Below are 24,356 nucleotides of genomic sequence, written 5' to 3' on the forward strand. Positions count from 1 at the left end.
TTCTTCCCCCACCGCAGAAGGAGATCACGCATGAAGAAGTTCGCCGCCGCTTTCCTCGCCAGCTCGCTGCTCGCGCTGTCCTGCCCGACGCCGCTCCATGCGGCATCCGCCGCCGCGCCCGGCTCGGCGATCGTATTCGTCAACGGCATCAACAACACGTTCGACGACGCGGTCGCCAGCCTGCAGGTATTGAAGAACGAAATGAACGCCCGCGACACCGGCAACGCCTACGTCTATGGCAACGCGTACAACGCGACGCAGGGCACCTTCAGCGACATTTACCAGGTGTTCAAGCAGAAGGCGGTGGAAGGATCGAGCCCGTCGGACTTCTGGCGCGCGGTCGACGGCAACGGCTTGCCTTCGAGCGGCATGGACGCGGCGCTCCAGCAGAAATACATCGACATCCTGACGAAGAACGACATCCCCGAGCTGCCCGATCACCTGAGCAAGTACCGCGCCTACCTGCAGCAGAACCGCAAGATCGTGCTGGTCGGCCACTCGCAGGGCTCGCTGTACGCGAACTTCGAGATCAACCTGCTGATCACCGGCCCCGACCGCGCGCAAGGGCGCATCAGCACGGTGAACGTCGGCAACGCGACGCGCTACCAGCTGCCCGGGTCGAGCTACCTGACCTCGTCCTCGGACGCGGTGATCAAGGGGCTGAGCCTCGTGCAGACCGTGCTGCCCGCGAACTTCTCGCTGGGCCTGCACATGCTGACCGATCCGCTCGGCCACTCGTTTCCGAAGATCTACATGAACGAGAGCTTCTCGGCGGCGAGCCAGATCCTCACCCAGGTCTCGCAGCAGGCGCGCAGCACCGCGCTCGCGGCGAGATGAACGCGCGCCCCGCATAAACGAACACCCCGGCGCCGGACCGCGTCCGGCGCCGGGGTGTCGGCGCATCACACGGCGCGGCAAGCCGCGCCGCCCGTTCAGAAGATCGTGCGCAGACCGATCGCGACGCCCGTCTGGTTGCTGCGACCCGGCAGTTCCACCGTCGCCGCGCCGTTCACCTTGTTGAAGTCGACCGTGCCGTACACCTCGGTGCGCTTCGACAGCGCGTACTCGGCGAGCGCGACGATCGCATAGCGATTGCCGTTGGCGAGCTGGCCCGACGCGTTCGTCGCATTGCGCATGCGGTCATAGTAGAACGCGCCCGTCAGCGTGAGCGGCGCGCTCACCTGCCAGCTCACGCCGGCGAACGGGCCGTCGTCGATCCGGCCGGTGCCCTTGAACGTGCTGATGCCGGGCGCGGTGCCCTGCTGCCACAGCGCGATGTTCACGAAGCCCGTGTCGTCCTTCGAATGCAGGTAGCCGCCGTAGACCTTCACGGTGCTGAATGCATAGACGACGTTCGCGTGATAGATGGTCTGCTTGCGGTTCGAGTTGTCGCTGTTCTGCTGCATGCCGGCGGCGACGCTGAGCGGCCCCGTCACGTACTGCAGCGAAAAGCCGTACATGTTGCCCGCGCCCAGGTGGCCCGGAATCTGGCCCGAGAAGCCGTTCACCCCGGTATTGGTCGAATCGGTGCCGAACGAATAGATCGCGCCGATCGTCAGGCCGCCGAAGGTGCCGCGATACTTGACCGCGTTGTCCGCGTAGAGGCCCGCGCCGAGCGCGCCCGGCAGCCACGAGTTCTCGTTGTAGTTGCCGACGGTCAGCGGATCGAAGGTGTCGCTGAGCAGGTCGAACAGCACCGTCTTCTGGCGGCCCAGCGTGACCGTGCCGTACTGGCTCGACAGCCCGACATAGGCCGCGCGGTTGAACAGGCGGGACGCGCTCGACTGCGTGCCGTCCTGCAGGTTCACGCCGCTTTCGAGGTTGAACAGCGCCTTCATGCCGCTGCCGAGATCCTCCGTGCCGTGCAGGCCGAAGCGCGAATTGGTGATCGCGCCGTTGGTCATGAAGACGCGGCCGTCGTTGTTCGCATTGGAATTCGACAGGTAGCGCAGGCTCACGTCAGCCACGCCCCACAAGGTCACCGAGCTTTGCGCCAGCGCATGCTGGCCGGCCATCGCCAGCGTCAGTCCCCCAACCAGCCCCACCATTTTCTTGGTCTGCTTCATCAGCGTTCCTTTTGTTAGTTGTGTCTGTCTCCGTCTCCGGTCGCGGCCGCCGTCACGCGCCGTCGGCGCGGGAATCGCGTGCGCAACCAGCCGAGCATCATAAGGCCAGCCGCCAGCATGAAAAAAATAGTCATCGCGGGAACGTGCGGATCTGTCGTTGATGTGCAACGACCGCGCTAGTCGGGCGTCGCGACGCGCCGGCGCGCGCGCCGCACGATCTCCGCGAAGGCCGCGGCGAGCAGCGCCACCGCGCCCCACAGCGCGCTGTCGCCGAAGCCGCGCGTCAGCAGGCCGCCGAGCACCGCGCCGCCGAGAAAGCACGCGCTGATGATGGCGAGCAGCCCCGAATCGTGCAGCGCGCCCGCGTCGTAGCGCGGGATCAGCCCGACGAACAGCTTCTGCGCGGAGCGCCGCAGGTTGCCGGTCGTCATCACCGACGTGTACGACAGGTTTTCGAGGTGCGTGAACGACAGCGTCTGCAGGGTCGCGACGAAGGAAATGCCCGGGATCAGCCATGCGCTCGACATCGCGACGACGCCGCTCGAGGCGAGCGCGAGGAACACGATCTCGCCGACGAGGCAGACGAACGCGGTGTGCCTGAGCCAGCCCTTCTGCGCGGCGAGGCCGAGCAGGTGCGCGACCAGCACCGCGATCACGAACGCGACGAGGGGCGGCACATGATGCAGCGCCTGCGCCCAGTTGCCCGCGGACAGGTTGATGCCGAGCAGCGCGACGTTGCCGGTCATGGTGTTCGCGAACACGTGGCCGTGGCCGACATAGGTATAGGCGTCGAGAAATCCGCCCGACAGCGTCAACAGCGATGCGACCGTCAGGTTGCGGCTCGCGGCGTCCAGATCCATGAGACGACAGACTCCAGGTGCGGCGGGAAGCGCGACCGGCGCGGCGGCCGGATGCGCGCGGCGCGCGGCGCGCACGCCGCATCGTGCGCGCCGCGGCGGACCGCGCGGCGGGACGCCCCCCGGGCGTGCGCCTCTATAATGAGGCCGGCATGCGGAGCGGGGGCGCCGTGCAGTATACCCGGCCGCCTCCGCCGTTCCCGCCGTCGACTCACCGTTGGACCCTGCCATGACGCCCGCCAAGTTCTTCCTGCGCTACACCGCCATTCCGTTCCTCGCGATCGTGCTCGTGGTCGGCTGGGCATGCCTGCGCGAATCGGGCGAGATCGACGCGCGCCAGTATGCGGCGCTCGTCGCCGCCTATCCGGATTTCTTGCCGAGGCTCCAGGACGAAGTCGCGCATGCGGTGCGCGCGGGCAAGCTCGACAAGGCCGATTACGCGACCATCGTCCGCCATTCGCTCGACGCGGGCTATGTGCTCGATTGGCCCGCGCGGGATGCCGGCCTCGACGCGGAGCGCGGCAGGCTGCTCGGGCTCGTCAACGGCGACGCGCGGGCGCAATGAGCGGCGGCGGGGCCGCCAACAGAGGGAGCACGCGATTCTCGTGAACGCCTGGCGGACGCCCTGTCCGCCAGGCGTTCGAACCGCTTGCGCAGTCGCCTGAAGCGGCGCAGGCATGCGAAACGTCCCCGCCCGGCAGCAGCGCCTGGATCGGCGACCACGGCTCGTCGTCGCGTATCGGTTTTGCCTCGGCCTCCCCATTGGCGCAACACCGGAGAGATCAACCCGGCTTGCCGCAGGGTCGGCCGCCCCGCAACGCGTCTTGCCGAAATCTTTTGCTCCGGGAATGTGTATTTATCGGGTAAATCGTTTCCCGGCCCGCACCTCGAATTAAACATTCCGATCGAAACGATTCAGCCGGCTTCATACAACAATAAAAACCGCCGAATCAAACGGAATTTAACCGGAAGATAACTCTAAACAATCCCCCGCACCTATTTCGATCCGCGCTTTCCGCACGCCTGATCGACATCCCGACGGCCGCCATCTCCGTCCGCCGGGTCGGCCGCGCGTCCGCGCCACGGGGCGCATCCGCCGACCCGCCCCCATCGCCCGCATCCCGACGCGCGGTCGATCACGCCCTTTTCACAATCTTTCCCCCGCCTTTCCATCCGGACACAGAAGTGTGAGTTTTTATCACGTATCCGCGAATTGCATCGTCACAAAATTGACAAACAACAAAAATTAGAAATCGACCCAGACAAGCAATTAGAAACCAGGGGTTCAATTATGCCAATCCGAGAATCAGCCAATATCACCATTACCAACGAACAGAGACGACGATCGTTCAAGGATCTGCTGGAGCACGGCCGCCCCTTGCGCTTCATCGAAAGTCACAGTCCGCTGTCCGCCGTGATCAGCGAAAACGTCTACGTGGCCACGGGTGGGAACCGCATCGAATTCGACGGCTTCTGGTCCAGTTCGCTGACCGATTCGACGCTGCGCGGCCTGCCCGACATCGAGATCCTCGACATCTCGAATCGCCTGTCCAACATTCAGCACATCTTCGACGTCACGACCAAGCCCTTGATCATCGACGGCGATACCGGCGGCAAGCCGGAGCATTTCTCGCTGAATGTTCAACTGCTGGAACGCGCGGGCGTGTCGGCCGTCATCATCGAGGACAAGACCGGGCTGAAGAAGAACTCGCTGCTCGGCAACGAGGTCATCCAGTACCAGGATTCGATCGACAACTTCTGCGACAAGATCCGGATCGGCAAGGCCGCGCAGATCACCCGCGATTTTCAGATCATCGCCCGCATCGAGAGCCTGATCCTCGACAAGGGCATGCAGGATGCGCTCGAACGCGCCGTCGCCTACTGCGAGGCGGGCGCGGACGGCATCATGATTCACAGCCGCCGCACCAGCGCCGACGAGGTCATCGAGTTCGCCGAGCGCTTTCGCGCACTCGGGCAACGCGCATACCTGGTCTGCGTCCCGACCAGCTTCAACGCCATTTCGTTCGCGGAGCTGGCCCGCCACTTCAGCGTCGTCATCTATGCCAACCACCTGCTGCGCGCGGCCTACCCGGCCATGCTCTCGGTGGCGGAAGGCATCCTCGCCCACGGCCGGACCCTCGAGGTCGAGCCGCACTGCCTGCCCATCAACGAAATCCTGAAGCTCGTTCCCGGAACCGCCTGACATGAGCCCACATCTCCTGATCGGGGCGCTGGTCGAGGCCCGGGTGAGCCTCGCCGTCGGCGTGCCCGATTCCCTGCTGAAACCCCTGTGCAATCAGCTGAACGAAGCATGCGCCCCGTTGCGCCACCTGATCGCGGCCAGCGAGGGCGGCGCGATCGGCCTCGCGATCGGCCACCATCTCGCCACCGGCGAGCTGGCCGCGGTCTATCTGCAGAACTCCGGGCTCGGCAATGCGATCAATCCGCTCGTGTCGCTCGCCGACCCGGCGGTGTACGGCGTTCCGCTCGTGCTGATCGTCGGCTGGCGCGCCGAACTGGCCGCCGACGGCACGCAGACGCACGACGAACCCCAGCATCGCCAGCAAGGCCGGATCACGTTGGCGCTGCTCGATACGCTGTCGATTCCCTACCTGGTGCTCGACGGCGCGCATGACGATCCGGCCGCGATCCGGCGTCTGCTGGAAGACGCGCGGCAGCAGTCGCGCCCGGTCGCGCTGGTGGTCCGCAAGGATGCCTTCGACCCCGCGCCGCCTCGCGCGCGCGCGCCGCACCAGGCCATCGATCCGCGCATGACGCGCGAGCAGGCGATCGCGCTGATCGTCGACGAGATCGGCGCCGACGCGGCGATCGTCGCGACCACCGGCATGGCGTCGCGCGAGCTGTACGAACTGCGCGAGCGGCTCGGCCAGTCGCACGCGCGCGACTTCCTCACGGTCGGCGGCATGGGCCATGCGTCGCAGATCGCGACGGGCATCGCGCTGGCGCGGCCGGACCAGCCGGTGGTCTGCATCGACGGCGACGGCGCGCTGCTGATGCACATGGGCGGCCTCGCGTACTGCGCGGGCGCGCCGAACCTGACCCACGTGGTGATCAACAACGGCGTGCACGACTCGGTGGGGGCCCAGCCCACGCTGGCCGCGCGCCTGCGGCTCGCGCACATCGCCGGCGCGTGCGGCTATGCGTTCAGCCGGACCGCCGCCACGCCGGCCGAGCTGGCCGCCGCGCTGCGGCATGCGAACGACGCGCACGAGAGCGCGTTCATCGAGGCGCTGTGCCGGCCGGGCTACCGAAGCGATCTCGGCCGGCCGCGCACCGCGCCCGTCGAGAACAAGCAGCATTTCATGCAATTCCTTTCCAGCCAGGGAGTTCACGATGATCGACACCCCCATCCGCAAGACGATCGCATACAAGCAGCTGTCCAATGCACTCGGTAGCGAGATCTACGGCTTCGGCACGCACTTTCCGCGCGATCCCGAGGCCGCGCGCACCCTGGTCGACGCCTGGCACGCGGGCGGCATCTGCCGGCTCCGGCAGCAGCGGCTCGACATGGCCGCCTTCGTCGAGTTCAGCCGGATCCTCGGCACGCCCGAGCGCGCGCTGAATCAGGAACGCAAGCTGACCTCGCGCGAGGATCTGCCCGAGCTGATGATCGTCTCGAACATCAAGGAGAACGGCGAGGCGATCGGCCACCTGGGCGCGAAGGAAGCGTACTGGCATACCGACATGTGCTACACCGACGTGCCGCCCATCGCCAGCATCCTGTACGCGATCGAGGTTCCCGCGTCCGGCGGCAACACCGAGTTCATGAACATGTACCGGGTCTACGAGGCCCTGCCGCCGGCCTTGCGCAGCCGCATCGAGCGCCTGTCGATCAAGCACGACCGCAGCTACACGGCGGTCGGCGAGCTGCGCTACGGCTTCGACTCGGTGGTGGACGTCACGACCTGCCCCGGATCGGTCCATCCGCTCGTGCGCGTCCATCCCGTCACGATGCGCCCGTACCTCTATCTCGGGCGGCGGCTGAACGCCTACGTGGTCGGCCTGCCGGTCGCCGAATCGGAGGCGCTGCTCGACGAGCTGTGGCGCTACACCCGGCTCGACGGCATGACCTGGAGCCAGCGCTGGGAGGTCGGCGACATCATGATCTGGGACAACCGCTGCACGATGCACCGGCGCGACGCGTTCGACGAAGCGGCGCGGCGGTTGATGTGGCGCACCCAGGTCCAGGCGGATCCCGCGCGCCCGCTGTGAACGGCCGCTCCCCCCATTCCATCGAGGCCCCATGATTGCTCATCCCAACCCGGCGCTGCGCCGCGTCGCGCGCGCGCTCGACCGCCGCACGTCGCCCGCCGCGCGCCGCCCGCTCGCGGTCCGTCATCCGTACGACGGCGCGCTCCTGGCCGAACTGCCGCTCGACGGCATCGACGAGATCCGCGGCCGGCTCGCGCGCGCGCACGGCTTCACGAGCGGCTTGAGCCGGCACGCGCGGATCGCGATCTTCGAGCGGGCGATCCAGCTGCTGCACGCGGAGCAGCGCGACGCCGCGCGCCTCATCACGCTCGAATCCGGCCTGTGCGTCAAGGACACGCTGTATGAAGTGGAGCGCGTGATCGGCGTGATGCAGGCGGCCATCACCGAGCTGAACCGCGACGACAGCCAGACGTTCTCGTGCGACCACGCGAGCGCGTCCGAGCGGCGCAAGATCTTCACGGTGCGCGAGCCGCTGCGCGGCGTGATCGCGGCGATCACGCCGTTCAACCATCCGATGAACCAGGTCGCGCACAAGATCTGTCCGGCCATCGCGTCGAACAATCGGATCGTGGTGAAGCCCTCGGAAAAGACGCCGCTGTCCGCGCTGTACCTGCTCGACCTGCTGCGCGACGCGGGCCTGCCGGAGCCGATGTTCGACGTCGTGGTCGGCGCACCGGCGGAGGTGGGCGCCGAGTTCCTCGCCAACGAGTATGTCGAGGTGGTCGCCTTCACCGGCAGCGTCGCGGTCGGCAAGCGGATCGCGAGCCAGGCGGGCTACCGGCGCACCGTGCTCGAGCTGGGCGGCAACGATCCGCTGATCGTGATGGAGGACGCCGACCTCGAACGCGCGGCGCGGCTGGCCGCCAAGGGCTCCTACAAGAACTCGGGCCAGCGTTGCACGGCGGTCAAGCGCATCCTCGTCGAGCGCACCGTGGCGGCCCGCTTCACCGCGCTGCTGGTCGAGCACAGCGCCGGCTGGAAGATCGGCGACCCGCTCGACGAGACCGTCGACATCGGCACGCTGATCGACGAAGCGGCCGCGCGCGAATGCGAGGCGCGCGTCAACGATGCCGTCGCGGCGGGCGCCCGCGTGTTGACCGGGCACCGGCGCGACGGCGCGGCCTACGCGCCGACCGTGCTCGATCGGGTCGCGCCCGACCTGCCCCTGGTCCAGCAGGAAACCTTCGGCCCGGTCTCGCCCGTCATTCCGTTCTCGGGACTCGACGAGGCGATCGCGATCGCGAACAGCACGCGCTACGGCCTGTCGTCCGGCGTCTGCACGAACCGTCTCGACTACATCACGCGCCTGATCGGCAATCTCGACGTCGGCACCGTCAACGTCTGGGAAGTGCCCGGCTTCCGGCTCGAGAGCACGCCGTTCGGCGGCGTCAAGGATTCGGGGCTCGGCGGCAAGGAGGGCATGCAGGAGGCGCTCAAGAACTTCACCAACCTGAAGACCTATTCGCTGCCGTGGGACACCCTCGGGCCGTCGCTCGCGGCGTGAGGCGCATGCGTCATGCCGCGCCGTTCGCGACGAGCCAGTCCTCGAAGCGACGGTGCAGCACGGTCTTCTGGATGCCGATCGGCGTGATCGCGTAGTAATCGTGATGCGCGACGCGGATCGCGTCGAACGGCGCGACGATGCGGCCGCTCGCGATGTCGCGGCTCAGCGTGACGACGGGACCGATGCCCACGCCGAGTTCGTCGACGACTCCCTGGAAGGTCACGTGGAAATGATCGAAGCGCAGCCGGTTCGCGAAGCGTTGCCCGTCGAGCTGCGCCGCCGCGAACCAGTCGTCCCAGTGGCGCGGACGGGTCTCCGTTTCGAGCAGCGTATGGTCGATCAGGTCGGCGGGGTGGCGCAGCGGGCGCTCCGCCAGCAGCGACGGCGACGCGATCACCGTGTGGTGGTCGCTCAGGAAGCGGACGGCGGAGGCGGGATTGAAGAGCAGGTCCTCGCGGCGGATCGCGACGTCGCAGTGGCCGCCGTTCGGCTGCTGCTGGGTCGTGACGGTGAGGACCTGGATCGTGGCGTCGGGATGGTCGACGCGGAACGTGACGAGGCGCGGAATCAGCCAGCGCATGCCGAAGGTGGTCGGCACGCTGACGCGCAGCACCTGCCGCGCGCGCCCCTTGCCATAGCGCTCGACGATGTCGGTAAGCGCGTCGAACGCGCCGTCCAGTTCCTGCGCGAAGGCCCGCGCGTGCACGGTCGGCACCATCCGCTGCCCGTCTTTCTCGAACAGACGCAGGCCGAGCCGGGATTCGAGGGTCTGGATTTGCCGGCTGACCGCGCTGTGCGTCACGCACAGCTCGTCGGCGGCCGCCGAGAAGCTGCCCGCGCGACACGCCACCAGGAACGTCCGTATCGCGGCCAGCGGAGGAAGTTCGGCCATGTCGGAGGAGCTTTCTGAAAAGTCACGGACGAGCGAAATTTTATCACGCAGCGTCACGCGTCGATTGGCTAGTATGGCCGGCCGGCTCCCGCGTCACGGCGCGTATTCGACGAGGCAATCCCCATGCTGCTGCCCTACCTGCTCATCGTGCTCATCGGCGTCACCGCGGGCGTCGTCAGCGGCGTGATCGGGACCGGCGCATCGATCATGTTGCTGCCGCCGCTGGTGTTCTATTTCGGTCCGCGGCAGGCGATTCCGATCATGGCGATCGCCGCCGTGCTCGGCAATGTCTCGCGCGTCTACGTCTGGCGGCGGGACATCGCCTGGCGCGCCTGCCTCGTCTACGCGGCGGCCGCCGCGCCGGCGGCCGCGCTCGGCGCGCATACGCTGTGGATGCTCAAGCCGCAGTGGGTGGACTGCGCGCTCGGGGTGTTCTTCCTCGCGATGATTCCCTATCGGCGCTTCGCCAGCCGGCGCCACGTCACGCTCACGGCCTGGCAGCTGTTCATCGCGGGTGCGCTGGTCGGCTACCTGACGGGCATCGTGTTCTCGACCGGCCCGCTGACGCTGCCGATCTTCTCCGCGTACGGCCTCGTCAAGGGCGGCCTGCTCGCCACCGAAGCCGCCGCCTCGCTCGTGGTGTACGCCGGCAAGCTCGCCGCGTTCGAGCAGCTGGGCGGCCTGCCGCTCGACGTCGTGGCCAAGGGCGTGCTGGTCGGGCTGTCGCTGTCGGCCGGCATTTCCGTCGGCAAGGCGGTGCTGCAACGCCTGTCGGTCAACGCGTTCCATACGCTGCTCGACCTCGTGATGCTGTCCGCGGGCACCACCATGCTGTGGGGCGCGATACGTTAGCGCAGCGCAAGCACGCCCGGCATCGCCTTTCATTGCGCGGGCGTTTCCCGGCGCCTCGCGCTCAACCGATCAGGCCGGCCAGCAGGCCGACGAGCGCGCCGCCCGCGAGCAGCCACAGCGGATGGATCCGCGTGCGGTAGGCGAGCGCGGCGCACAGCGCGGTGATGCCCCACTGCACCGCACTGCGATTCGAGGCCTCGGTGATCAGGGCCGCGCTCGCGGCCACGAGCCCCGCCGTCACGGGCATCATGCCGAGCTGCACGTAGCGCCGCCACGGTCGGTCCTTGAAGCGCTCCCATGCGTGCAGCGCGCCGATCGTCACGAGCGACGACGGCCCGAACTTCGCGAGCGACGACACGAAGAGCCCGGGCCAGCCCGCGACATGCCAGCCGACCAGCGGCACGATCATCATGTTCGGTCCGGGCGCGGCCTGCGCGAGCGCGAACAGCGCGGTGAATTCCTGCGCGCTCATCCAGCCGTGCACGTCGACCACCTGCCGCTGCATCTCCGGCAGGATCGTATTGCCGCCGCCGAACGCGAGCAGCGACAGCTCGGTGAAGATATGCGCGAGCGCGAGCAAGGTGGCGTTCATCGCGCCGCTCCCGCCGCGTCGCGGCGCGCCGCGAGCCAGATGCTGAGCGGCGTGAGCACGAGCATCGTGGTGAGGAGCGGCAGGCGCAGCAGCGCGATCGCCGCGAACGCGAGCGCCGCGACGCACGCGCCGGCGCGCGCACGGCGCAGCGGCTTCACGACCTTCACGGCCATCGCGATCAGCAGGCCGGCGGCCGCGGCGGCCAGGCCGCCGAACAGGTGCTGCACGCGCGGATCGCTCTGGGTCTTCGCATACAGCACGCCGAGCCCGACGACCACCAGGGTGGGGCCGGCGATCAGGCCGAGCAGCCCCGCGAGCGCGCCCGGCACGCCGCGAAAGCGCATGCCGACCGCCACCGACAGGTTGATCACGTTGCCGCCGGGCAGGAACTGGCACAGGCCGAGCAGGTCGGTGAATTCGTCCGCGCTGAGCCAGCGGCGCTCCTCGACGATCGTGCGGCGCGCAAACGGCAGCGCGCCGCCGAACGACATCAGGCCGAGGCTGAGAAACCCGATGAAGAGTTCGGCGCAGCCGACGGGGCGGCGGCCGGCGCGCGCATCGGAAGAAGGCACTTGCATGGGAGTCCTCGGTAATCGTCCGGCACCGAGATTACGCCGCTTCGCGCACGCGGCAAAACGATTATTTCGACGCCGCCTTGTGATCTAGAATCACAAGCATGACCCGCGTCCTGCCCCCATTCCCCGCGCTGCGCGCCTTCGAGGCCGCCGCAAGACATGAAAGCTTCAGCGCCGCCGGCGACGAGCTGCATGTGACTCACGGCGCCATCAGCCGGCAGATCGCCGCGTTCGAGAGCTGGCTCGGCAAGCCGGTGTTCCATCGCCACGGCAGGCGCGTGTCGCTCACCGACGAAGGCCGCCGCTATCTCGCCGCGGTCGAGATGGCCTTCGACAATCTCGAGAGCGCGACCGAGCAGCTGCGCCGCACCGGCGAGACGCGCGTGCTGCGCATCAATGCGTTGCCGACCTTCGCGATGAAATGGCTGCTGCCGCGCCTGAGCCGCTTTCAGCGCGAAGCGCCCAACGTGGAGCTGAAGCTGTCGACCTCGAACGCGCCGCCGGCCGCGCTCGACGCGTTCGACGTCGCGATCCGGCGCGGCCCGGCGCGCTGGCCGAACTGCGCGAGCGGGCGGTTTCTCGACGAAAGCGTGATTCCGGTGTGCAGCCCCGCGCTGCTCAAGCGCGCGCCGATCGCGAACGCGCAGGATCTCGCGCGCCACGTGCTGCTGCATTCCGACACGCGCCCCGAGGCGTGGCGCGACTGGTTCGCCGCCGCCGGCGTGCCGATGAAGGGCCGCAAGAAGCAGTCGTTCGACCACTTCTATCTCGCGCTGCAGGCGGCGGTGGACGGACTTGGCGTGGCGCTCGGCCCGCTGCCGATGATCGCCGACGAACTGGCGGGCGGCCGGCTCGTCACGCCGCTCGACGGGCCGCGCATCGCGACCCGCAGCTACTGGTGGATCGCGCGGCGCGAGCTGGCCGACGAGCCGCTCGTCAGCCGCTTCTGCGCGTGGCTCGAAGCGCAGGCGGCGAGCACCTGAGGCGGCCCGCGCTCACAGCACCGGGCCGGGCTCCTTTTCCCTGCGCAGCAGCGCGTACAGCAGGATCGCGCCGAACGTCGCGGTGCCGATCCCGCCGAGCGCGAAGCCGCCGAACTTCAGCGAGAAGTCGCCCGCGCCGAGCACCAGCGTGACCGCGGCGACGATCAGGTTGCGGTTGTCCGAGAAATCGACCTTGTTGACCACCCAGATGCGCGCGCCGGTGACCGCGATCAGGCCGAACACGACGATCGACACGCCGCCCAGCACCGGGCCCGGAATCGTCTGGATCACCGCGCCGAACTTCGGCGAGAAGCCGAGCACGATCGCGATCAGCGCGGCGACCACGAACACCAGCGTCGAATAGATGCGCGTGACCGCCATCACGCCGATGTTCTCGGCGTAGGTCGTCACGCCCGTGCCGCCGACGCTGCCCGACACGATGGTCGCGAGCCCGTCGCCGATGAACGCGCGGCCGACGTAGCGGTCGAGGCTGTGCCCCGTCATCGCGCCGACCGCCTTCAGGTGGCCGAGATTCTCGGCGACCAGGATCACCGCGATCGGCGCGAGCAGCAGCATCGCGCGCGGATCGAACACCGGCGCGGTGAAATGCGGCACGCCGAACCAGGCGGCGTGCGCGACGATCGAGAAGTCGATCGGCTTGCCGAGCCCGAAGCCGTTGGTGGTCACCGCATAGATCAGGTAGGCGATCGCGAGGCCGACCAGGATCAGGAGGCGCTGCAGCATGCCGCGTGCGAACACCGCGACGCCGCCCACGCACAGCACGGTGACGAGCGCCATCGTCGAATCGAAGCTCGAGCCGCTCACGCCCTTGACCGCGACCGGGGCGAGATTGAGGCCGATCACCGCGACGATCGCGCCGGTGACGACGGGCGGCATCAGCGTTTCGATCCAGCGGGTGCCGAGCGCCGACACGATCAGGCCGATCGCCATGTAGACCACGCCGCACGCGATGATCCCGCCGAGCGCGACCGGGATCGCGAGGTTCGGGCCGGACCCGCCGTAGCCCGTCACCGCGATCACGAGGCCGATGAACGCGAAGCTGGAGCCGAGGTAGCTGGGCACGCGCCCGCCCACGAGCACGAAGAACAACAGCGTGCCGACGCCGGACATGAAGATGCACAGATTCGGGTCGAAGCCCATCAGCAGCGGCGCGAGCACGGTCGAACCGAACATCGCGACCACGTGCTGCACGCCCATCGCCACCATCTGCGGCCAGGACAGGCGCTCGTCGGGGCCGACGACGCGGTGCGCGTCGCCGCGCGCCTGCAAGCGCCAGCGCGGGAAATAGGAATCGGCCATCGCGGGATCTCCAGTGGTCTGCCGGGTCGGGAACGCCGGCGCGCGGCGCGCCGGCCGAAAAGTCAGGCGCGAGTGTACGGAGCGCGCCCGGCGCTGACAAGCTGGATCGAACCCGCCCGAGGGAGGGCGGCGGCGGGTGGGCGGGCCGGGAACCCGGAGCCGGGACGGACGCCCGGTCGCGGCGCCGTCAACCCGCGGTTGATCGGCGACAAGGAAGCAGGAGCGGGCGCGACCCGGCACGCCGCCGACGTATTCCGGACGCCGCGGGGATGTCGCGCGGGGCAAGCCGGCGCAGCAGGCGGCGCTTGGGCGCGAGACACCGGCGAATCGGGCCGAGGCGCCGGTCGCGAAGGCCACGCATGCGCCGCGCGCGTCCCCGGGCGGGCCGGCGGCTATTCCGCGCGCGGTCGTTCACGCGCGAACCGATGGCCGCTATGGAGCGATTTCAACGCTCACCGCGCCGCCCCTCTCAGGATCGGCGACGCGGCGCGGCTCGACAGGGAGCGGCGTATCAATTGGCGAACGCTGGATGCCGCCGATTTCTGAGGTATTGGGCAACGTCGTCGAAACTGACCGAGCCGCTCCCGGATTGATCGATTTCACTGAAATGTTCGGCAATACCGTTCCACCCGTTCTGCCGGGCCTGCATCAACGTCATGCGATGCGTGATCGGGTCCGCGGCCGCATTGAAACGCTTCTTGATCTCCACGATCGCGCGATCCCGCCGGACAGCGTCCGGGGCAACGGGCGCCTCCCCCTTCGTTGCCGGCGCCTGCGCCTGAAGCTCGCTCGCCTGCGCACCTGAGGCACAGCCGATACTCGCCGCGAATAGTATCGAGATCGCACGCATGATGGTCCTGTTCCAAAGTATCCGGGTTGGAAAACGCGCCGGACGCACGCCGTCCAGGCCGTTCGCCGAGGACGGCGGACGACATCGCCGGGCTCGTCGCTGCGGTCTCACGCGGGTTTCGACGCCGAGGTCGATTGCAAGGCGCGCACGATGCCGTCCAGCCAGATGCCCGCGAGTTTCCGGTGGCCGGCGTCGTTGGGATAGAGCGCGTCGTAGTAGTCCACCCCGATCTTGGGAACCAGCGTGGCGGCGTCGACCAGGAACACATCCCCATATTGCGCCGCTGCGCTGTTCGCCAAGCCGACCACCTGGGCATTGAACCGGCCGATGCGGGCTTGCGTTGCCGCATCCGGGGTCGGCGCGAGCGTCGACAAGACGATCTTCACGCCGGGCGCGGCCGCGCGAATCGTATCCACGAGCTTCCCCAGCCTCGCCGGCGCGGTGTCGACCTGGTAGTTGGTCAGCATGTCGGTGAAACCCATTTGCAACAGGACAAAGCCGGGCTTCGCGGTTCTCACCCAATTCCCGGCGTACGCCGTCATGTCGCCGATCAGCATGCCCGGATGACCTTCGTGATGAGTATCGATGCCGTAGACGCCGTTGCCCGGATAGATCGAACCGACGAACTGATAGTTGAGCGTCTTCTGCGCCAGCAATTCCTGCAAAGGCGCGCGATAACCCGAGTAGTTCGTCCCCGGCAGATTGATATAGCCGTACGTCAGCGCGTCGCCCAAGGGCATGATGCGCAGCGTCCGGGTTGCCGTCGCGGCGAGCGTCGGGCTCGGATCGATCCGCACGAGGCTCGCCTCGGACGGCACGCCGTTCGCGTTGATCACGAAAACCATGTACATGCCCGGTGTGAACTGATGCCTGTCGTTGGTCAAGGCCGCATCCAGCTTCACGCCCTGCTGCACGAACGCCAGCTCGATGAAGCGCTGCTCCATGTTGAACGAATGCGTCGTCGACCCGGTCTTCACCAGCGTGATGCGTTTGATCGAGCCGGCGTCGGCCGACGTCAGCGTGAGCACGCCGCCGGCCGTTGCCGTCAGCGGCGCCGAATCGATCGCCGGGCGCGTCGCGCGCGTGCCGTCCGCGTTGAACAGGTAGGGCGGATAGTAGATCTCCGCATGGGTGTTGGCGGGAAACTCGGGGCCGGGATAGGTCGGCGTACTGGCCCCGCCGCCGCCCGTCAGCACGGTGCCGTCGGCCAGCAGCAACGAGGTGGCGTGATACATCCGCGAATGCGCCGCGACGGCGCCGTCCGTCCAGGTATTGGTCGCGGGCTCGTAAAGCTCGGAGGTATAGCTGCTCGTCGCCAGCTCGTTGTACCCCAGCGATCCCCCGTTGACGAACACCTGGCCGTTCGGCAGCACGGTCGCATGTCCCCAGGTCCGCGGGCGCTTCAGCTTCGACGTCGACACGACGGTCGGAACGGCGCTCGGCGTCGACGACGCCCCGGAGCCCGACGCCTCCATCCGGTTGATGTCGATCACGCTGGCGGTACGGGCGTCGCCGCCCGTGCCGACCACCAGGATCCGGCCCGGGGCGAACATCACGACCGCCTCGCCGCGGCTGCCGGCGGCAAACGGGTTGTAAGGCGCCGCGCTGTTCAACGTCCGGACGGAGCCGTTTCCTCGGGTGTCGACCTCGAAGAACCTCGCGCCGGATTTGCCGAAGATCTTGCCGTTCGGGCCGACGAAGTTGCGCGGATACCAGTCGTCGTAACCGCCTGTATAAGCACCGTTCAGCAGGCGATGCGCGCCGTCCGGCACGCCCCGGATCTCGGGATAGCTATTGCCGCCCGTGCCGCCCTGCAGATAGATTTCGTTGTTCGGCAATACCGTCGCGGTGGAATACCACCTGGGCAGCAGCATCGCGCTGTTCTGCTTGAGCAGCTGCTGCTTCGCATCCGACGCGGCCGGGTTGTAGATCGTGATCGATGAATTGGTGGCGGCGTTGGTCGAGTAGCCGGTGCCGTCGCTGGTCCCGACCGTGACGTCGCCGCCAAAAATGCCGACCGTGCCGTCGGCCAGATTGAGTTGCGAGCTGCAGAAAAGATCGACCTGGGTCGTGTTCGGCAACGTCTGATGCGCACCTGGACCCGTGCCCAGGAAGGGGGACCACACATCGTAGAAGAACATCCCCGACTGAAATCCCTGCTTGGTGCTGCCGTAGGTCAGAACGCGGCCGTCCTTGGTCATCACCGCGTGAATCGGAATGAACGGCCAATTCACGACCGGCGAAAAAACGCCTCGGATCGAATCGCCCTGCTCCGGAATCCCTCCGCCCGGGTTCTGCGATGCGGTTCCACCACGCTGCGCATTGCCCTGTGCCGTTCCGAGCAGGGCGGCGGTTGCGACGCCCGATGCAGTCAGCCCGGCTGCCATCACGACGCGCCTTCTCTTGAAATTGGGTCTGTTGTTCATAATAGGCGGCTCGGAAATCCTGCTCAATCAGCATCCACGATTCATCGTCAATGATCGGCGCTTTCATTCTTGGGATGACGTCGCTCAAGCATCCAGGATCAACCACGCGTCAAGAATTCAAGCAGTCCTCACGCGGTCTTTTTCTACCCGACAATTTTTCTCCCGGCGTTGCCGACCGACCCGCCTGAACGTCATGAGCCATCACGGGAAACCGTCACGTTCAACGAAGTCCGCATATGCTCGACGCAGGCCGTACCGGTGCGCCTTTGAATTGCCGAACGCCGACACGCCCACAAAGTAGGACATCAAATTAATTTGATGTGTTGGTCATATTACATATTGCGTACAGAAAACTTACCGCCGCTCGTCGCCCCCTGGTCACGAGAGCGCGTGGCTCGGCACGCTGCCGACGGCTCCCGGGTGCCGCAGCGATATCGCGCCGGGCAACGAAGCGCGCAGCGCGTGTCGCGAAGGCCGCGCATGCGCTGCGCGCGCTCCCGCGCGGGCTGATGACGCTTCCCTGCACGGTCGTTCACGCGCGCACGGCCTTCACGAAGCCATGCCTCGCGTTCGCCGGTTCCGGCGCGCGCCGCCCCGCCGTCACGCGTAGTACGTGTCGTCCAGCAGCATGTCCTCGAAGAACGCGCCGAAGCGGCGCGCCGGATCGAGCAAATGAACCTCCAGGATCCACCGCAGCGCCGACGGCGCGACGTCGAGGTCCGCAAGCGCGCCCGTATGCAGCGCCGCGTGCGGAAAATCGGCGACCCGATGGCCGGGCAAGTCGAGATTCAAGTCCCACCCCATCTTGCGCGCCGTCTCCGCCGCATAGGCATACAGCGCCTGCCCGCTGAGCCCGCGGCTCGCCCACACCCCGCGCACGTCATGGAACAGGCGCTCCGCATCCGCCGCGCAGCGCGCATGCTCCGCGTGCGCGCCGGCCACGAAGCTCGCGCCGCCGTCGCCCTCCCACGCGCCCACGCGCGGCGCGATGTCGATGAAGAACAGATCGCCGTCGCGCAGCACGACGCCCGGTTCGGACGACCGCTTCATCGGCTTGAGCGTATTGCGGCCGAAGCGCACGCGGGTCGGATGCCAGCTCAGCGTCATGCCGGCTTCGGCCAGGCGCTGCTTCGCCATCGTCACCGCCTCCTCCTCGCGCATGCCGGGCGCGACGCGGCTCGCGATATCGTGGATCGCGCGACGGGTTTGCTCGCGGGCGAGCAGCATGCCATCCGCCGAAAAGGCGGGGCCCACGCGCTCGGCCGCGTGCGCAGTCGACACATTCATGGCGTCACTCCGTATCCGTGATGAAAAAAAGCGCTCGAAATGAGCGCTTTCATTGTTGCGGCCTGCCCGCGCGCCGGCCAGCGCCGCATGGCCGCGAATCCGGCCAATCCGCGCGCGAATCGCGCCACGGCCGCGCGGCGCGCCCGTTCCGGGCGCGCGCCGCCGTAAGATGAGCGCTCCGCCGCTTCGCGCCGCCCCGGCGGCGCCTCCAGCCATGACCCGATCCATCGGCCTCGTCGCGCCGCCCGACGCACAGGCGCTCGACCTCAGCGGGCCGCTCGACGTCTTCGCCGAAGCCAATCGCTTCCTGCTGCCCGACGCACGCTACGAGGCTGCGGTCATCGGCATCGAACCCGGTGCGGTGCGCTGCTCCAACGGCATGCTGGTGCAGCCGCAGCATCACTACCGCGACGCGAACCGCGCCTTCGACCTGCTGCTGGTCGCGGGCGGCCCGTCGGTGCCCGCGCTCGCGCCGCCGGCGCCGTTCGAGGCCTGGCTGCGCCACGCGGCCGGCCGGGCCGCGCGCTTTGGTTCGATCTGCAACGGCGCGTTCCTGCTGGCCCGCGCGGGGCTGCTGGCCGGACGCACCGTCACGACCCACTGGAACGACGCGGCCGCGCTGGCCGCGCTGTGCCCCGACGCGCGCGTCGAGGCGGACCGGCTCTATGTCTGCGACGGCGCGCTGTGCACCTCCGCGGGCGTCACGGCGGGCATCGACCTCGCCTTGTTCCTGGTCGCGCTCGACCACGGGCAGGACCTCGCGCTCAACGTCGCGAAGCGGCTCGTCGTGTTCATGCAGCGCGCCGGCGGGCAATCGCAGTTCAGCCCCTATCTGATGCCGTTCGCCGCCCCGGAATCGCCGATCGCGCACGTGCAGCAGCACATCCTCGCGAACCTCGCGGGCACATTGGACCTGCACGCGCTCGCGCGCGTCGCCAACATGAGCGTGCGGAATTTTTCTCGGGTGTTCCTGCGGGAGGCCCGCGTGTCGCCGGCGGAATTCGTCGAACGGGCGCGAGTGGACGCGGCGCGCCGGCTGCTGGAGCGCGGGCGCAAGCCGCTCAAGACGATCGCGGCCGAGTGCGGCTTTCGCGACGGCCAGCACTTGCGCGAGGTGTTCCGTCGCCGCCTCGGCGTCGCGCCGCTGCAATACCGTTCGAGCTTCGGCGGGATCGGCGAGCCGCGGGCCCGCGACGATGCCTGAGCGACACGCCGCCACGCGACGATCGACGTGGGGTCACGTCCCGCCGGTGGCGGCATGGTCTATTTCATCCGGATTTTAGGACCAGTCCTATTCGCTTGCGCGGCCGATCCCGATACATTCAAGTGACTGCACGGATCCGCACAGAGACGTGCAGGTCTTGAGGTATCTCTGCGTTGGCCGTTCGAACTGCCCTCTGTTCGAACGGCTTTTTTTTGGTTCATCGCGGCAACGGCCGGAACACCGGCGAACCCCGGCGGCGTATCGCGTGCCCCGCACGCGGCTCGTGCCGGGCGGGCCGCGGCTCCTGTCGACAGCGTGGGCACGCGCGCGCAGAGCGAACGACACCCGAAGCGCGCCGCGCGCGATCAGGGATTGATGTACTGGAACAGCGACAGGTTCTGCATCTGCACGAAGGTCTTCTGCGTCGCCGTCAGCGCGTTCTGCACCTGCAGGAACTGGCTGATCGCCGCCGGCATGTTGGTGCTCGTCAGGTCGGCCAGCGAATTCGAGGTCTGCAGCGAATTGTTCGTCGTCACCGTCTGCATCGCCTGCACTTCCTGCGCGCGCCCGCTCACCGAAGCCTGCACGGTCAGCACGTTCGTCATCGTGTTGGTGAGCTTCGTCGCGCCCGTCGTCATGATGTTCTGCAACGCGGTCGCCGCGACGGTGCTGCTGCCCACCGGCTGCTGCAGCGCGGCGATCATCGTGTCGAGCGCGCCGAAGATGTCGGTGCCCGACTGCGGCGCCGGCGTCACCGTGAACGTGTCGCCCGCCGCCGGCGTGCCCGAGATCGCCACCTTCTCGCCGTTGCCCAGCGCGATCGCCGCGCCGCTCGTGTACGGCTGCGGGGTCGGCGGCGTGACGGCCGACGGCGTCACCGTGTAGGTCGGCGCGGCCGCGGTCCCGCCGAACGTGATCGTGAACTGTTGCGTGTTGCTCGTCGCCGTCGGGTCGGTGATCGTCACCGCGCCGATCGCGCCCGTGCCCGTGTTCGACGCGCCCGCGGCCGGCACCGGCGAGCTGCCGAGCATCGGCACGGACTGGAACACGCTCGCGCCGTCGTCGCTCTGCGCGACCGTGCTGTTCGCCGTGATCTGCACGACCCGCTGGCCGCCGTCGCCGCTGTACGACACCCCGCCGCCCGCCTTGTTCGTGAACGGCGGCGTGTTCGCCTGGAAGCCCGAGAACACGTAGTTGCCCGAGCCGTCCGTCGAATTCGCGAGATTCAGCAGCTGGTCGCGCGCGCCCTGCATCTGCGCGGCCAGCGCCGAGCGGTCGCTGTCGGACAGCGTGCCCTTGCCCGCGCTCATCACCGTCTGGTAGATGTTGTTCAGCACCGAGTTGACGCTGGTCAGCGTCTGGTACTCCATCTGCAGCGAGGTCAGCGCCGACGACTGGTTCGCGCTGTACTGCGTGAGCGTCGCCGAGGTCATCGACAGCTGCACCGCCTGCGCCGCGTTGAGCGGATTGTCGGCGGGCGTCGTCAGCGAGACGCCACTCGCAATCTGCTGGTACAGCTGCGACAGCTGGGCCTGCTGGTTGTTCATCGTGCTGACGTTCTGGCTGTAGAACTGGGAAGTGGAGATGCGCATGGTCGTCTACCTTGATCAGTTGAACAGGCCCAGCACGGTCTGGAACAGCGTCGACGCCGTCTGGATCACCTTTGCGTTCGCCTGGTAAAGCTGTTGGTACTGCATCAGATTGGCGGCTTCCTCGTTCGTGTTCACGCTCGACACCGCCTGCATCGCGCTCGTGATCTGCCCGACCAGCCCCGTCTGCGCGGAACTCGACGCCTGCAGCTGGCTCGCGGCATTGCCGATCGTGTTCACGTAGCTCGAATACGCGCCCGTGAGCGTCAGGGTGCCGTTGTTCAGCGTCTTCGCGCTGACGAGCGCGGCCAGCGCCTGCGCGTTGCGCGGGTCGCTCGCGCCGTTGGTGTTCTTGCCGATGGTGAACGTATCGCCGTTCGCCGGCGCGCCCGCCATCGTCACCGTGACGGCGTTCAGGCCGCCCGTGCCGGTGATCGTCATCGCGTTGCCCTGCAGCGCGCTGTACGGCACCGACTGCACCTGCCCCGGCCCCGTGCCGATGTTGAACGACTGCGGCGGCGCGGTGTTGACCGTCACCACCGAACCGTTCGGGAAGCCCGACACCGACGGCGGCGTCGTGGTCCCGTTGTAGCTGAGCGTCACCCCGCCCGCCGGAATCTGGTAGCCGGCGCTCACCGAGCCCTGCGTGATCGTGCCGGTGCCGGTGTTGGTCGACACTTTCTGCGCGAGCACCGGCGACGCCGCCGCGATCGCGGAGTAGTTGGTCGTCGCGACGCCGAAGCCGTTGAGCGCGCCGCGCGTCGGCTGCACCGTGAACGAATCGCCCGCGTTCATCGTGCCGTTCACGTTGAGCTGCAGGTTGCCGATCGTGATCGGCATCGTGGAGCCCACCGGCTGCGCGCCGATGACGTTGCCGGTCGCGCGGTCGGTCAGCGTGTAGTTGCCGTTGTTGATCGCCAGCGTGTAGTCGCTCGTGGTCGGCTGCGAACCGTTCATGATCGATACGCTCAGCGTCGCGCTGCTCGTGTTCGCCTGGTTCGCATACACCACCGGCGCGCCGACCTTGAACAGGGCGCCGCCCGCATTGCCCGACAGGTCGAGACCCAGGCTGTTCTGCGCGTTGACTTGCGAGGCGAAGCTGGTCGCGATCGCGCCGAGCTGCGCTTCGGCCGGATCGAGCGTCTGGTTGCGGAACGACAGGAGGCCGCCGAGCGTGCCGCCCGTCAGCGACGATTCCGGCAGGTAGGTGGTCTGCCCCGGCGGGTTCGCCCCCGCGACGCCTTGCGACGCGATCGTCAGCTCGGTCGGATCGGACGGCGACGTGACGGCCGCGAGCTGGTAGCTCTGCCCCGCGACGACGAGCGGCTGTCCGTTCGACATGAACACGCTGTAGCCGTCGCTGTTCTGCACCATCTGCACGCCGGTCAGCTGCGACAGGTTCGACAGCGCGAGGTCGCGCTTGTCCATCAGCTGGTTCGGCGGCTGGCCCTGCGCGCTCGCCGCCGAGATCTGCTGATTCAGCTGCGCGATCTGCGAGGTGTAGCTGTTGATCTGCGTGACGGTGTTGCTGAGCTGGGTGTTGACGCTCTGGCGCAGCGCGTCGTACTGCTGGCCGGCGGCCGTGATCTGGTTGGCCAGCACCTGCGCGTTGCTGAGCGCGGTCTGGCGCGTGGCCGGATCGGACGGGTTGTTCGCGACGCTCTGCATCCCCGTGAAGTAGCTCGTGATCGCGGTGGAGATCCCGGTCGTCGGGTTGCCGATGTAGTTGTTCAGCTGCGAGACGAGGTTGTAGTACGTCGTCAGGGCCCCGCCCTGGGTCTGCGCGCTGTTCAGCTGGTTCGCCAGGTACTGGTTGTACTGGCGCTGCACCGTCGTGGTCGTCACGCCGGCGGGCAGGTAGCCGCTGCTCGTGTACTGGCCGCTCGTCTCGGCGTAGACCGGGCGTTCGACCGAATAGCCGGGCGTCGCCGAGTTGGCGATGTTCTGGCCCGTCGTCGTAATACCCCACATCGCGGCATTCAGTCCGCTGGTGGCGATATACATGAGATTGTTGGACATGCGCGATCCTGCTGGTGAGCCGGCCGCGCCGCGGCCGCCGGGTTGCGTGACTCCCGATATAACGGCGGCGGACGGAAAAAGTTGAGCGAAAAACGCACGAAAACGCCAGCCGGCGAGGCCGTGCGCGAACGCCGCCCGCGCGACGCGCCGGCCCTTGCCCGGCGGGCGCTTCCGGCCGGACGCCCTCGACGCCGTCCAGGCCCGGCGCGGGGCCGCGGGCGTCTCGTCCGGAATCCCGCCGGGAAGGCTGGATGGGGCTTGTTTCCGAGCCCGGCGGATGCTTCCATATCGGCGGCGCCCCCGGCCCGCCGCCGCGCCGCGTCGATGCGCTCCGCCGCGCGTCCCGCCCCCCGCGCGGCAGCCGTTCCGTCACCGGCCCACCCGCGCCGGGCCTCATTCGCAAGGAGTCAACCGTGCCCGGCTCGTTCAACAATTTCGACGGCATCGTCCGCCATCTGATCGCGGCCATCGCGCCGGACAGCCTGCTCGACATCGGCTGCGGCGCCGGCAAGTACGGGCGGATGGCCCGCGACGCGGCGCCGTCGTGCCGTCGCGTGGGCATCGAGGCCGCCCCGTCGTACGTGACGGCATTCGATCTGGGCGCGCTGTACGACGAGATCCGCGTCGGCGAGGCCTGGCCGGCCCTGCTCGCGAAGCCGGACGATTGCCATGATCTGTGCATCATCGGCGACTGCATCGAGCACATGCCCAAGTCGGTCGGTCTCGATCTGCTGAACTTCCTGACCTACCGCACCCGTTACCTGATCGTGCTCGCGCCCGAGTTCTACGTGCAGGGCAGCGTGAACGGCATCGCGTCGGAAGCGCATGTTTCCGTCTGGAGCGAACGCGATTTCACCTGGCACGACCGCTGGGCGTGGGATCACTGCTTCATGATTTCGTGCTTCGTGCTGCGCGGCTACCAGCCGTCGCCGCTCGACTTCGACACCCTGATCGACGGCCTGAACACGGCCCGGATCCCGATCGTCGCCCCCGACGACGGGCGCGACTTGCGGCCCGCCCGGCTCAACAAGCAGGTGACGCCGCGCGTGGACTGCATCGGCGGCGCGCGGCACGCCTTCCGTCCGCAGTAAGGACCGCGGCCGCCCC

21 protein-coding genes are annotated in these 24,356 nt (G+C 68.1%); 10 read left to right on the forward strand and 11 right to left on the reverse strand.

The window, feature by feature from the left end; translation table 11 throughout:
• Positions 1–30 precede the first annotated feature (30 nt).
• Positions 31–837, forward strand: a complete 807-nt coding sequence (locus Bsp3421_RS28785) for a hypothetical protein (RefSeq protein WP_273999457.1) — start codon at positions 31–33, stop codon at positions 835–837.
• Positions 838–932: 95 nt separating this feature from the next.
• On the opposite strand, the gene Bsp3421_RS28790 is transcribed toward Bsp3421_RS28785, so the two are convergent.
• Both Bsp3421_RS28790 and Bsp3421_RS28795 read right to left on the reverse strand, forming a co-directional pair.
• Entirely contained in the window at positions 933–2,066 is a 1,134-nt protein-coding gene (locus Bsp3421_RS28790) for a porin (protein WP_273999458.1), read from the reverse strand.
• 176 nt (positions 2,067–2,242) lie between these two features.
• Entirely contained in the window at positions 2,243–2,926 is a 684-nt protein-coding gene (locus Bsp3421_RS28795) for a YoaK family protein (protein WP_273999459.1), read from the reverse strand.
• A gap of 226 nt (positions 2,927–3,152) precedes the next feature.
• Between Bsp3421_RS28795 and Bsp3421_RS28800 the strand changes: the two genes are divergently transcribed.
• The 5 genes from Bsp3421_RS28800 to phnY all read left to right on the forward strand — a co-directional run bounded on the left by Bsp3421_RS28800 (position 3,153) and on the right by phnY (position 8,660).
• Entirely contained in the window at positions 3,153–3,488 is a 336-nt protein-coding gene (locus Bsp3421_RS28800; protein WP_273999461.1) for a hypothetical protein, read from the forward strand.
• A gap of 726 nt (positions 3,489–4,214) precedes the next feature.
• Positions 4,215–5,126, forward strand: coding sequence for a phosphoenolpyruvate mutase (gene aepX, locus Bsp3421_RS28805; RefSeq protein ID WP_274004398.1), 912 nt, complete (start codon positions 4,215–4,217; stop codon positions 5,124–5,126).
• Between the two features lies 1 nt (position 5,127).
• Positions 5,128–6,339, forward strand: coding sequence for a phosphonopyruvate decarboxylase (gene aepY / locus Bsp3421_RS28810; protein ID WP_273999462.1), 1,212 nt, complete (start codon positions 5,128–5,130; stop codon positions 6,337–6,339).
• Positions 6,305–7,156, forward strand: a complete 852-nt coding sequence (locus Bsp3421_RS28815) for a TauD/TfdA dioxygenase family protein (protein WP_443111604.1) — start codon at positions 6,305–6,307, stop codon at positions 7,154–7,156. Before aepY ends, Bsp3421_RS28815 begins: the two co-directional genes overlap by 35 nt.
• 31 nt (positions 7,157–7,187) lie before the next feature.
• Positions 7,188–8,660: a phosphonoacetaldehyde dehydrogenase gene (gene phnY, locus Bsp3421_RS28820; RefSeq protein WP_273999465.1), complete on the forward strand. Its 1,473-nt coding sequence runs from the start codon at positions 7,188–7,190 to the stop codon at positions 8,658–8,660.
• Between the two features lie 10 nt (positions 8,661–8,670).
• Here the strand turns inward: phnY and Bsp3421_RS28825 are convergent, their stop codons facing one another.
• Entirely contained in the window at positions 8,671–9,552 is an 882-nt protein-coding gene (locus Bsp3421_RS28825; protein ID WP_273999467.1) for a LysR substrate-binding domain-containing protein, read from the reverse strand.
• 123 nt (positions 9,553–9,675) lie between these two features.
• Between Bsp3421_RS28825 and Bsp3421_RS28830 the strand changes: the two genes are divergently transcribed.
• A complete protein-coding gene (locus tag Bsp3421_RS28830) occupies positions 9,676–10,404 on the forward strand; it encodes a sulfite exporter TauE/SafE family protein (protein ID WP_273999469.1) in 729 nt (242 codons plus the stop codon).
• 61 nt (positions 10,405–10,465) lie between these two features.
• Here Bsp3421_RS28830 and Bsp3421_RS28835 read toward each other — a convergent pair whose 3' ends face one another.
• Positions 10,466–10,996, reverse strand: a complete 531-nt coding sequence (locus Bsp3421_RS28835; RefSeq protein ID WP_273999470.1) for a chromate transporter — start codon at positions 10,994–10,996, stop codon at positions 10,466–10,468.
• Positions 10,993–11,574: a chromate transporter gene (locus Bsp3421_RS28840; RefSeq protein WP_273999471.1), complete on the reverse strand. Its 582-nt coding sequence runs from the start codon at positions 11,572–11,574 to the stop codon at positions 10,993–10,995. The genes Bsp3421_RS28835 and Bsp3421_RS28840 overlap by 4 nt, the downstream gene beginning before the upstream one ends.
• A 98-nt stretch (positions 11,575–11,672) precedes the next feature.
• On the opposite strand from Bsp3421_RS28840, the gene Bsp3421_RS28845 reads away from it, so the two are divergent.
• On the forward strand, positions 11,673–12,554 hold the full coding sequence (locus Bsp3421_RS28845; RefSeq protein WP_273999472.1) for a transcriptional regulator GcvA: 882 nt from the start codon (positions 11,673–11,675) through the stop codon (positions 12,552–12,554).
• A gap of 12 nt (positions 12,555–12,566) precedes the next feature.
• On the opposite strand, the gene Bsp3421_RS28850 is transcribed toward Bsp3421_RS28845, so the two are convergent.
• From Bsp3421_RS28850 to Bsp3421_RS28865, 4 genes are all read right to left on the reverse strand, one after another.
• On the reverse strand, positions 12,567–13,874 hold the full coding sequence (locus Bsp3421_RS28850; protein ID WP_273999473.1) for a solute carrier family 23 protein: 1,308 nt from the start codon (positions 13,872–13,874) through the stop codon (positions 12,567–12,569).
• A gap of 511 nt (positions 13,875–14,385) precedes the next feature.
• Complete coding sequence (locus Bsp3421_RS28855; RefSeq protein ID WP_273999475.1) at positions 14,386–14,724, reverse strand: hypothetical protein; 339 nt, start codon at positions 14,722–14,724, stop codon at positions 14,386–14,388.
• 107 nt (positions 14,725–14,831) lie between these two features.
• Positions 14,832–17,111, reverse strand: a complete 2,280-nt coding sequence (locus tag Bsp3421_RS28860) for a galactose oxidase-like domain-containing protein (protein ID WP_273999477.1) — start codon at positions 17,109–17,111, stop codon at positions 14,832–14,834.
• A 639-nt stretch (positions 17,112–17,750) separates the two neighbouring features.
• Positions 17,751–18,437, reverse strand: a complete 687-nt coding sequence (locus Bsp3421_RS28865; RefSeq protein WP_273999478.1) for a M24 family metallopeptidase — start codon at positions 18,435–18,437, stop codon at positions 17,751–17,753.
• 214 nt (positions 18,438–18,651) lie between these two features.
• Between Bsp3421_RS28865 and Bsp3421_RS28870 the strand changes: the two genes are divergently transcribed.
• Positions 18,652–19,641, forward strand: coding sequence for a GlxA family transcriptional regulator (locus tag Bsp3421_RS28870; RefSeq protein WP_273999479.1), 990 nt, complete (start codon positions 18,652–18,654; stop codon positions 19,639–19,641).
• 365 nt (positions 19,642–20,006) lie between these two features.
• Here the strand turns inward: Bsp3421_RS28870 and flgL are convergent, their stop codons facing one another.
• Together flgL and flgK are read right to left on the reverse strand one after the other, a co-directional pair.
• Positions 20,007–21,233 (reverse strand): flagellar hook-associated protein FlgL, encoded by a 1,227-nt coding sequence (gene flgL / locus Bsp3421_RS28875; RefSeq protein ID WP_273999480.1) that lies wholly within the window; start codon positions 21,231–21,233, stop codon positions 20,007–20,009.
• Between the two features lie 15 nt (positions 21,234–21,248).
• A complete protein-coding gene (flgK, locus tag Bsp3421_RS28880; protein WP_273999481.1) occupies positions 21,249–23,249 on the reverse strand; it encodes a flagellar hook-associated protein FlgK in 2,001 nt (666 codons plus the stop codon).
• A gap of 413 nt (positions 23,250–23,662) precedes the next feature.
• Here flgK and Bsp3421_RS28885 point away from each other — a divergent pair, with 413 nt between their 5' ends.
• Entirely contained in the window at positions 23,663–24,340 is a 678-nt protein-coding gene (locus tag Bsp3421_RS28885) for a class I SAM-dependent methyltransferase (RefSeq protein ID WP_273999482.1), read from the forward strand.
• Positions 24,341–24,356 lie beyond the last annotated feature (16 nt).

The organism is Burkholderia sp. FERM BP-3421 (assembly GCF_028657905.1).
Lineage (GTDB): Bacteria > Pseudomonadota > Gammaproteobacteria > Burkholderiales > Burkholderiaceae > Burkholderia.